5 protein-coding genes are annotated in these 10,770 nt (G+C 69.7%); 1 reads left to right on the top strand and 4 read right to left on the bottom strand.

Features of this window, described 5'->3' with window-relative positions:
- Positions 1 to 110: 110 nt before the first annotated feature.
- Positions 111 to 818 (bottom strand): energy transducer TonB, encoded by a 708-nt coding sequence (locus K2R93_19325; protein ID MBY0492002.1) that lies wholly within the window; start codon positions 816 to 818, stop codon positions 111 to 113.
- Between the two features lie 13 nt (positions 819 to 831).
- Complete coding sequence (locus tag K2R93_19330) at positions 832 to 3,294, bottom strand: carboxypeptidase regulatory-like domain-containing protein (protein MBY0492003.1); 2,463 nt, start codon at positions 3,292 to 3,294, stop codon at positions 832 to 834.
- 213 nt (positions 3,295 to 3,507) lie between these two features.
- Between K2R93_19330 and K2R93_19335 the strand changes: the two genes are divergently transcribed.
- The gene (locus K2R93_19335) at positions 3,508 to 5,178 is read left to right on the top strand and encodes a S8 family serine peptidase (GenBank protein MBY0492004.1); all 1,671 of its coding nucleotides are present in this window, start codon (positions 3,508 to 3,510) and stop codon (positions 5,176 to 5,178) included.
- A 4-nt stretch (positions 5,179 to 5,182) separates the two neighbouring features.
- Here the strand turns inward: K2R93_19335 and K2R93_19340 are convergent, their stop codons facing one another.
- Together K2R93_19340 and K2R93_19345 are read right to left on the bottom strand one after the other, a co-directional pair.
- Entirely contained in the window at positions 5,183 to 9,211 is a 4,029-nt protein-coding gene (locus K2R93_19340) for an AAA family ATPase (protein ID MBY0492005.1), read from the bottom strand.
- Between the two features lie 15 nt (positions 9,212 to 9,226).
- Entirely contained in the window at positions 9,227 to 10,636 is a 1,410-nt protein-coding gene (locus K2R93_19345; protein ID MBY0492006.1) for a M20/M25/M40 family metallo-hydrolase, read from the bottom strand.
- Positions 10,637 to 10,770: the final 134 nt, after the last annotated feature.

A 10,770-nucleotide genomic window follows, 5' to 3' on the forward strand; every position in this document is an offset into this window, starting at 1 on the left:
ACAGCCCCGAGGGGCCAACAGGTGAGAAATGGCGACGGGCCTACGCGTCGTGGGCCGCCGCAGCCTCACGAATATCTCTCCCGGACTCGCAGGCCGGGAGGTTGGCCGCGTCAGACGCCGGTGGGCGGCGCCGGAGGCTTGGGGCTGATCTTGAACGAAAAGCGCTGCTCGGCGAGTTGATTCACCCGCTTTCCGCCGAACATCGCGGGGCGATAGCGCATGCGGGCCAGGGCCGTCTTCACCGCCGACACGAACTCCGGGTCGGCATCCTGCAGCAGATGAAACGTGGTCACATCGGCACGACCCGTACTGTCCACCACAAAACTGGCGAGCACCGCGCCCTCGATCCCGAGCTTGAGCAGCGTGGGCGGATAGATGGGCGCTTCACCGTTGGGATCGGGGATGGCCACAGAATCCACCTCGACCTCGGTGTAGGCCTTGAGCGGTTCGCCGTCGGCGGCCTCCTGCACAATCGTCTCGGCGCCCTTGGCCTGACTGGAGTTCACGGAGGTGGGGCGCCGGGCGTCGCCATCGGCGGTGACGGTGAGCGACGAACTGGCCTGGAGCCCGCCGATCCCCACGAACTCCACCTTCTCCTCGCGCGGCGGGGGCGCGGTGCGCTTGGTGATGGGCGCGAGGAAGCGGGCGATCTGCAGCTCCTCGGTGGGCATGCGCACCCATTCCGGCTTCCACGCCTGCACCGCCACGGTGCAGCTCAGGGCGAACACCATGGTGCCGACGCCCAGCGTCTCCTTGAGCAGGAGGGGGCGCCAGGGACGCGGCGCAGACTCGACCAGATGCAGACGGAAGCGGCGCATACTGGATTAGACGTCAGGGAGTGGTGCCGGGTTTCTTCTTGGTGCCCGGATCCATGCGGGTGTGGAGGACCAGCACTCCGCACTGGGAGCCGCTGCGCTGAAACTGCGCCGGAATGACCGCCGGCGATGGGTACCACTCGACCGCTTCGAGCTGATGCACGGCGACGGAGTTGAGGTCGAAGGGCTCACTCGGGACGCCTCCAGTGCGTACCGTGCCGTCCATGAAGACCACCGGGAAACAGGCACAGATCATCCCCCCGCCCTTCTCGGCCAGTCGCGGCGTCAACGCATTCGGCGGGCCGCAGCTGCCGTCGTCCTTTTCCTTCACGAGCATTTGCACGTGCGTCGAGATCGGGTAGCGCCCGCCGGCAAACACCATGTTGCGGGCGTTGATCAGGGCGCTCCGCACCACCTGCCCGTCCATCCGCTCCAGCTGGGTCCGGTCGAGGAACCACCCGAGCCCGACTTTACGGTTCTCCTCGAACTCGACCATGCGGAGCGGTGGCTTGCTGGCAATGATCTCCACCGAGTCGAGCACGGTGAGCTTGTTGAGCACGATGCGCCGCTCTTCTTCATCGTTGGCGGCGAAGGTGAGGGTCGTGTTGAGGGGCGAGAAGCCCAGCTTCCGGACAACAATCTCATGCGCGCCGGCGGTCACTTCGTCGATGCGGAAGGCGCCCTTGTCGTCGGTGCGCGCCGTACGATCACTGCCGCTCACGCTGACATCGGCGCCGGCAATGGGGGTGCCCGTCGAGTCGGCCACGACGACGCCGCGGAAGGTCGAGGCGGCCGCGAGGGTGACATCCACGGCGATCGGTACCGTCGCAAAGCGCTGCGCGGGCCCGAGACGCGCCGACTGCACCTGCGAGCGCCCCGTCTTGGGGAAGGCGCGTACGGTGAGCGCCGCCTCTACCGGCACGCCACAGAGCCGATAGCCGCCGGAGGCGTCGGTCCGGGTCTGGAGGCGCTTCCCCTGCCCCTGCGTGAGCGCGGCCATGCTGGTGGCGCTCAACTCGGTCCAATCGGCCGCCACGGGAATGTCGGCGAGGCCTTCGGTGCTCCCCGTGCGCGTCACGGCCCCCACGATGGCCCCGGTGCCCTTGTTCAGGGAGAAACTGGCACCGCACAGCGTCTGCGCGATCTGCGCTTCGGTGGGCACCTTCACCACGAGGGGGGCGAGCGAATCGCGTACCACCACGGTGCTCCCGGCCGAGGCGCGCATCGCTTCGAGGGCGGGCGTGGCCACGGCAAGCGTGTACTGCCCGGGGAGCACGTCGGTGAGCTGGAACGTGCCGTCGGCGCCGGAGCGGGTGCGGTTCGTGGTCCCCGACAGGGACACCGAGGCCCCGGCGAGGGGTTTGCCACTGACGCTGTCGCGCACGACACCGCTTACCGTCACGAGCGGCCGCTTGAAGAGCGTGTCGGCGCCTCGGCGAATGGCCACCACCATACCGCCGGTGCTCTGCAGCTGATCGACGCGCGTCTTGGTACCGCCGAACTGTTCGCGGGAGGTGAGCGGCATGCGCAGCTCCCACGTTTCGATGATCACCGCGCCGTTCGGGAGGCGCGCGAACCGCATGGTGCCGCCCCCCGGCACAGGTGGCGTGGGCACGCCCTGCGGCATGGTGAAGCTGAACTCCGCGCGTTGCAGTTGGGCGCTGGCGCGCTGCACCCAGAAGGTGCCGCGAATCTCGGAGGCCTTGGCGCGCTGTGGCGCCGGCTCGAAGGCCACGCCAATCTCGCTGGTGTCTTTCGAGGCGACGAGCCGGAAGCAGTGATCGTCGAGGAACTGGGGCGCCACGAAGCCGTCGATGCCCGGCGCGTTGTAGGTGAGCGCGTCGTCCTTGTCGATCCACACGTAGCCGCGCTTGCGCAGCGTATCGATGGGGAAAGTGGCCCACGGCGCGGTCATGTTGCCGGAGCGCATGCCCAGCTGCTGATCGAGCAGCTTGCCGCCCGGATCGAGCACGCGCTGCACGTTCATGATGCTGGTCGTCAGGCCGCGGGTGCCGGTGGTGAGCAGCGACGCCGCCAGACTGGTCTGCGCCTGCTCCCACACCTCGAGCAGCGCGGCGTCGCTCGCATCGGCGCGCCCACAACGGTTCGAGGCCACGACGCGCACGGTGGCCAGCTGCACCTGCGCCCCCTCGAGCGTCACCGTGGGGGTGACGGTGGCCCCCGCGCCCAGGGCGAAGGGCTCGGTGACTGTGGCCTGAAAGCCGATGCGCTGGGCGCGGAGCCGCATGGTGCCCGCGCGCTGCGCGACCACCCGGAAGTCGCCGCGCTCATCGCTCAGTGCGCGCGCGACCACGGTGTTGGTGCTGTCGAGCAGTGCGACCACGACACCGACAACCGGCCGCTTGGCGGCATCCTGCACCGATCCGCGCACGGTCTGGGCCGCCAGCCCGGCCGCACCAACGGGAAGGAGCGCCAGCGCCGTGAGCAGGCGCGGCACGAGACGAACAGGACGGGACATGTCGCGAAAGCTGAGAGCCGGGGAGATGGGGCGCCAGCGGTGCGGGGACCGATCGGCGGAACTGACATCACCAGGCATCCGAGGCATCCCAGACATCCCAGAACGGCAGGACAACGACCCGAGAGCCGGAACCACAATGCGCCAGACCTGCCCTCGCGCTATGATCACGGGCATCCCTCTCACGCTCTCGAAATCCTCATGCGCGTCTCTCCGATGACCATCGCTGCTGCCCCCCTGCCCGGCCGGTTGCGCTTGGCGTTCCTGCCGGCCCTGCTGTCGGCGGCCCTGCTGAGCGCGTGCGCGCGCGCGGGGGCGCCCGCCACGGCGCCGCAGCCGGTGCAGCAGCCCCCCATCGCCGTCACGCCGGCTCCGGCGGCGCCGAGTGCGCCAGCCAGGCAGGACGGGCCCCGGGCGGACTGGCATCGGCTCGACCTGGATGTGGATGGCATCGCGGGGGTCGGGAGCGAGCGCGCCATCAAGGAACTGCTCGCCAATCGGCAGCCGACGCGTAAAGTCGTCGTGGCGGTCATCGACGGCGGTGTGGACACCGCGCACACCTATCTCGCCGCGAATCTGTGGAAGAACCCCAAGGAAGTGGCCGGCAACGGCCGCGACGATGACGGCAACGGCTTTGTCGACGATGTGTACGGCTGGAACTTCCTGGCGCAGGCCGACGGCGCGGTCATTCGCTACGACACGTTCGAGCTGACGCGCGAGTATGCCGCCTGCAAGGGGCAGCCGGCGGGGCGCGACCTGCCGAAGCCGGCGGCCAGGATGTGCGATTCGCTCTCGGTGGCGTATCAGAGCAAGGCGCGCGAAGTGAACGGCACGCTCATGCAGATTCGCGGCCTGAGCGGCACGCTCGAACAGGCGTCGAGCATGCTCCGGCAGGCCATGGGCCCCGGGCCGCTGCTCAAGGCGCGTGTGCAGAATTTTGCGCCGACCTCAGCGCAGCAGGAGCAGGCCAAGCGGGTGTGGCTGCAGCTCGAGGCCAACGGACTCACCGAGGCGGAGCTGACGGACGCGCTGGCGGCCTACGAGTCGCAGAGCAAGTACGGGCTCGATACGCTCTTCAACCCGCACAGCGCCGGCGCCGTGCGGGGGACGACCGACGTGACGGGCCCGGACGCCCTGCACGGCACGCACGTGGCCGGCATTATCGGCGCGGTGCGCAACGCGGCCAACGCCGTGCAGGGCATCGCGCCCAACGTGGCGATCATGGCGGTGCGCACCGTACCGGATGGCGACGAGCGCGACCTCGATGTCGCGCGCGCCATTCGCTACGCGGTGGACAACGGCGCGCAGGTCATCAACATGAGCTTCGGCAAGGCCTACTCGCCGTACAAGGCCAGTGTGGACAGCGCGGTGAAGTACGCTGAAAGCAAGGGCGTGCTGCTCGTGCACGCGGCGGGGAACGATGGCGAGAACAACGATCTCGTGCCGAGCTTCCCGACCGCCGTGTACGCGGGCGGCGGCGTGGCGAGCAACTGGCTCGAGATCGGCGCGAGCTCCTACAAGGGGCTGAGCGCACTCGCGACGAGCTTCTCCAACTACGGCAAGCAGCGTGTGGACTTCTTCGCGCCGGGCGAGGACATTCTCTCCACCGCGCCGGGCGGCGGCACCAAGCGGGAGAGCGGGACGAGTATGGCCGCGCCGGTGGTGAGCGGTGTCGCGGCGCTTCTGCTCAGCTACTTCCCCACCCTCACGCCGCTGCAGGTGAAGGAGATCCTGCTGCAGTCGGTGCGCACCTTCCCCAATGCGCAGGTGGCCAAGCCCGGTGACGACGGGCAGCGCGTGCCGTTTGCGGCCCTGTCGAAGACGGGCGGGGTGGTGGATGCGTACGCGGCGGTGAAGCTCGCGTTGCAGCGGGAGACGCGGCCGTAGCGAGTCAGCGGGGGCGGTCGGGCGGCGTCTGCCACACCACGTCCGTGCGCACCCCCGTCCAGAGGTCGACGGGGCCGAAGGCCAGCAGCGCCCCCTTCGCCTCGTCGCCGAGGCGGAGCCGATACTGGAGGCGGCGCGCCACTGGTTCGGCGGAGATGTACAGCACCCGGCCGTTGATCGCGACGCCGCAACGCCCATCGGCAAGGATCTGAATGCGCAGCGTCCACCACTGCCCGGTGCGCAGCGAGTCGGCGAACGGGCCGGCGTCAAAATCGAGTGGCGTCCCGCCGACAAAGGCGAAGTGGCGCTTGCCCCATTCGCCTTCGTCGGGAAAGGTGAGGCCGCACAGGGTGCTGGGAATCACCGACGCCGGGAGCGAGCCATTCGGATTCGCCTGCACGATTCGTGAGGAATCGAGCCCGCCCAACAGCATCGCCCGGATGCGTTGATTGGCGGTGCCGTTGAACGGTGTGGAGACGCGGACCTCGAACCCCAGTCCGCTGTCGGCGGACCACTGCTGACGCGAGATCGCGGCACTGACGTACGCCCCATCGCCGCGACTCCAGAGCACGGGCAGGCCACCGGGGCCTGGCACCACGACCGGGCGCGGTTCTCCCCAGGCAAACCAGCGCCCCGACCAATCGGGCGTCCATGCCTCGTGCAGCAAGGCGCGATGCAGCGAACCGCGCACCGCGAAGCGAGCACGTACCGACCGCCATCCGGCGAGCGACGCCTCGATCTCCACCGCCCCCGGCCGCCGGGGAATGACTTCCCCATCCGGCGTGACGATGGCAATCGTCGTATCGAGTGACCGCCACCGGACACGCGCCGGCGTGGCGATCGGCTGCCCGCCGTCGCCCCGTGGCACGACGTGCAGGCGCGTACTCGCCCCCAACGGGAGCACGCGACTGCTGTCGCTGAAAGTGAGATGCGTGACGAGCAGCGACCGATCGGAGCCCCCCTCCCACCAGCGCACGTCCACGGCGCGTTCGTCGACAGTCTCCACGACATGCGCGTCGGTGGGCCGATCGAGCGGAATGACCCAGTCGCGGATTCCCACGCCGCCGTTCCCGCGCAGCGACGCCACGGCATACTTGCCGTCGCGGCTCAGCGCCGCGGTGACCACGGTGGGCCCGAGCAGGCGACGCACGGTCGCGCGCGTCCAGTCGTAGGCGAACAGTGGGCGCTCCGTGTTCGACTGACCGAGCAAGACGAGTTCATCGAGCCCGGCCCAACCAATAACCGCCGAGGTGTACGACAGGATACGCCGGCACTCGGGCTCGACGGCGCCGTCCACATCCACCACACACACCTCGGGGCCATTGCTGCCGCCTTCGCGGACAAACGCGATGCGCGTCCCATCGGGGGAGATGTGCGCGGAATTCTCGTGAAAGGGCCCGTGCGTCACCGCGCGCGCCACGCCGGTGGCGGTGTCGAACACCGCAATGTTGTAGTGGCCATGCTCGGGACTCGACCAGCGACTGCTCGCCCCGAGCAGCGCCGAGCCGTCGGGGAGCCAGTCGCTGACCACGTCATCACGAATGCCCTTCGTGAGGCGGCGGAGGCCGGCCGGTGTGCGGAGCCAGATATCCAGCGTCGTGCTGTCGCCAGAATCGTGCGTCCAGGCCATCGACTGCTGATCCGGACTCTGGTGCACGGACAGATCGGGGTGGATCAGCGCCTCCTGCGCGATCTGCCGCCCATCGCCACCCACCGACACGGGCTTGGCCACCAACGTCCGCGTCGTGCCCCAGCGCTCCGGCGATACACCAACCTGTGAGACCTCGAGCGACGGCATCACATACAGCAGGCGCTGCTCGTGCGCGAGGCGATCTGCCCGCGCGCGCCACGACACGACGGTAAATCCTCCGAGTGCCAGCAGGGCCGTCGCGGCCAAGCCCCGCCGCAACGGCGACCACAGCCCCACACGCCAGCTCCGCGGTTCGGCGCGCGCGAGCAGGTCGATGGCCCCCCGGTCCAGCGGGAGCTGTCCATCGAGGGCCCCTGCCAACCAGTCGGCGGCGACGTCGCGGGCGGGGCGGCGATCCCGCTGTTCACGCGCGCGCAGCAGCAGGCGGCGGAACAGCGACTGCGCCTCCCCAGACTCCCCCGCCAACAGCAGATGGCGCAGCGCACGCCGGGCAAGCCCCGACTCGAAGGCCCGTTCTTCGGCCGACCGCATGAACGCGACGCCGATCGCCGCATGCGCCCGTTGCTGATCCGCCGTCGCGCTGGCGGTGCGCACGACATCCGCCAGCTCGTCATGCGCCGGGATCCATCCACCGGTGATGCGCGTGATGATGCCCGTGCGCTCGAGCACATCGAGCGGGGCGGCGAGCGCCGCCGGCTCGCATCCCGCGGCCTGGGCGAGCACCAAGCGGTCCACCGGTGCACCGGCGGTCGCCAGCAGCAGCAACAGCCAGCGGGCGTCGGCCGGAATCGCCTCGACACGCTGGCGCAGCGCCCCACCGCCCTGCAGCAGCGCTGAACAGGCCGCGTCATCGAGCACCCGCCACGCTCGCTGTTCCAGGGCGAGCGCGCGCCGATCGAGCGCCAGCCGCAGCGTTTCGAGCACGAGCAGCGGGCTCCCACCGGTGGCGGCGTGCAGCTGCGCCACGCGCGCGTCGCTCCAGACGGTGGTGGGATCGCCGAGGCTCGACACGAGCGCGCCCACATTCGCCGCCGAAAGCGGGAGCAGCGACAAGACCTCGGTCGTGCCGGCGAGCGGCGCACGCTCCGGGCGCGACGCCGTCAACGCGAGCACGCGGGCATCGCCAAGCCGCGACCAGAGCCCGTCCAGCAGACGGAGCGAGTCGGCGTCGATCCAATGCAAGTCATCGACGGCCAGAATGAAGCGCTGTTCGTCGGCGACCGCGTGCACGAGATCGACCAGCGCCATCAGCCAGCGGCGACTGGCCTCCTCACCCGTGGTGGGCTCGGGCGCCGTGTTGTAGCGCCGCGAGAGCGTGGGGTTGAGCGCGACGAGCGCGCTGGCCGACGCGGGCGCGATCCCGAGCGATCCGGGCAGCTCGGCGATCGCCGCCGCGAGATCGCTCACGAACGCGAACGGGACCTCGCGGTCTCCCATGCGTCCGCCAACCGAGACGATCCGCGCCCCGCCCGCCGCGGCGCGCGCCAGCACCTCACGCAGCAGCCGCGACTTGCCGACGCCCGCCGCGGCGCTCAGATGCACCCGGCGCGCGGGGGCCCGCCGCGCCGCCTGCCACGCGCCGATGAGCGTGGCGAACTCGCGTTCACGACCGGTGAGTTCGGCGGTGAGTTGCGGCGGTTCATCGGTGTTGGCCTCATCGCTCGGCGTCGGCCCATGCACGCGGGCGAGCAAGGCCCGTGTCGAGCCCTCGAGCGCGACGCCCTCGCGCTCCGCCCACAGCTGCAGGGCGTTCGCTTCCATGAGCGCCGTGACGCCGTCGTTGACACTCAGCGCCACTTCGATCACGAGCCGCGCGCTTTCTTCACGATGCGGCGTAATCGTCCGCACCTCGCGCGCGCGCTCGCGGGCCTCCGCCGCACGCCCCGCGTTGAGGGCGCGGCGCACGAGCAGCTCGGCGGCGCCCAGATAGCCCTGCTCCAACCGATCACGCTCGAGATCGGCCCAGTGCTCAAAGCGCGCCGCGCCCGGAATCGCGAAGCCCGGCAGGAAGGCGCCGCCGTACGCCGCGACCGCGTCATCGAGCGCATCGCGATCGAGCGCGCGCAAAAAGGTGTCGCGGTCGCCCGGCAGGGGGCGCACCAGCGACAACTCTTCGGCCCCAACGAGCGCCTCGTCGCCCAGTAGGCGGCGCAACAGGAAGAGCGCCTGGCGCAGCGCGGGGCGTGCCTGCGACGGCGGCACGTCGCTCCACAACAGGTCGAGCAGCGACTCGCGGGTGACACTCCGCCCGGCGACGGAGAGATAGACCAGCACCGCGAGCGCCTTGCCCGGGCCGAGGACCACACGCGGCTCCCCGGCGCCCGCCTCCGCCGTGGAGTCGAGCAGGGCCGCCGAGCCGAGGGTCCGCAGATACAGCGTCACAAGCGATGGCTGACGTTACTTCCCCTTCTTGCCGGTCGCCTTCCCCTTCGTCGGGGTCGCCGCGACCCGCACCAGCGTGCGGTAGATCATGTCCGTGCCCTGCGCGAGCGACGTGATCGCCACGCGCTCGTCGTTGCCGTGCATGCGACGCAACTCGTCGTTCGTGATGGGATACGGATAGATGCCGTAGACCGGCACATTCCGCGACCGCCACGCCGCGGCATCGGTCCCCGCCTGGAACAGATACGGCGTAACCGCCGCCTGCGGCCACTGCACCTTGGCTTCGGCCGCGAGCGCCTTATAGAGCTCGTTGTCCTGGGGCGACGGATTGCTGGCCCCGGTACGCCCGGTCACGCGCACGGTGAGCAGCGGATCGTTGAACAGCTTTTCGAAGGTGGCCTGCAGCGCCGCCGGATCGGTCCCCGGGATGATGCGCAGATTGACCTGCGCCTCCGCCGACCCCGGGATCACGTTGGAGCGGAAGCCGCCGTTCATGATGACGGGCGCGATCGTGCCGCGCATGAGCGAGTGGAGCAGCGCGTCCTTCGACAGCTCCTTGTCGGCGCGGGCCTGCGCGTCGGGCGTCCCGTTCAGGAGATCGCGGAAGAGCTGCGCCGTCTCGCCGGTCGTGGTCTTGGCCAGCGCGTCGAAGTACTGCCGCGACTCGGCGGTGAACTGCAGCGGGAGATCGTAGCCCGACAGCTTGGCGAGCGCCTTGCCCACCGTGATGAGCGCATTGTCGGGGAGCGGCATCGAGGAGTGGGTGCTCGTGCCCTTGGCGGTGAGCGTCATGATCACCGACTGCTTGTCTTCGGTGGAGATGCTCACGTACTGCACCGACTTGTCATCACGCTGAATGATCCAGCCGCCTTCGTTCAGCGCGAACTCGGCGTCCATCAGATTCCAGTGGTCCTTCGCCAGCCACGTCGTGTTGAGCGGCTGCCCTTCTTCGTCGGCCTCGGCGAGGAAGATCACGTCGCGGTCGAGCGGCACCTTGCGATCGGCGAGCAGCATGGCCGCCCGTGCAAACACCGCCGTGCCGCCCTTGAAGTCGATCGCCCCGCGACCGTACACATAGCCGTCCTTGATGACGCCGGCGAACGGATCGAGCGACCACTTCTCGCGCTCCACCCCCACGACATCCACGTGCGCCGCGAGCAGCACGGGCTTCTTGCTGCCGTTGCCCTTGAGGCGCGCAAAGAAGTGGACCTTGCCGCTGTCGGGCGTGGGGATGACGGTGACCTCAAAGCCGCGCGCCTTGAACATCGGCCCCAGCACATCGGCGATCCCCTGGGTCCTGCCGGGCGGATTGCTGGAATTGACGCGGATGAGCTGCTGGAGGAGGAGCGCAGTGGAATCGACGGGCTGGGCGGCCAGCGGGGCGGCAATCAGGAGGGCCGCGGCGGCGAGGAGGGAGGGGCGCATGGGGTGAGGATACGTCGGGCGATGATCCGACGCGAGAGCCGCAAGATGAGAGGTGAGTGTTCAGACCGGGATGATGGGTGACACCGAGACCGGGATGATGGGTGACACTGGGCCATGTTTTGAGCTCCACGCGG

Source organism: Gemmatimonadaceae bacterium, assembly GCA_019752115.1.
Lineage (GTDB): Bacteria > Gemmatimonadota > Gemmatimonadetes > Gemmatimonadales > Gemmatimonadaceae > Gemmatimonas.

Coding starts and splice junctions, on each gene's coding strand:
- K2R93_19325 (MBY0492002.1), bottom strand. CDS start 818: ATGCGCCGCTTCCGTCTGCATCTGGTCGAGTCTGCGCCGCGTCCCTGG.
- K2R93_19330 (MBY0492003.1), bottom strand. CDS start 3,294: ATGTCCCGTCCTGTTCGTCTCGTGCCGCGCCTGCTCACGGCGCTGGCG.
- K2R93_19335 (MBY0492004.1), top strand. CDS start 3,508: ATGACCATCGCTGCTGCCCCCCTGCCCGGCCGGTTGCGCTTGGCGTTC.
- K2R93_19345 (MBY0492006.1), bottom strand. CDS start 10,636: ATGCGCCCCTCCCTCCTCGCCGCCGCGGCCCTCCTGATTGCCGCCCCG.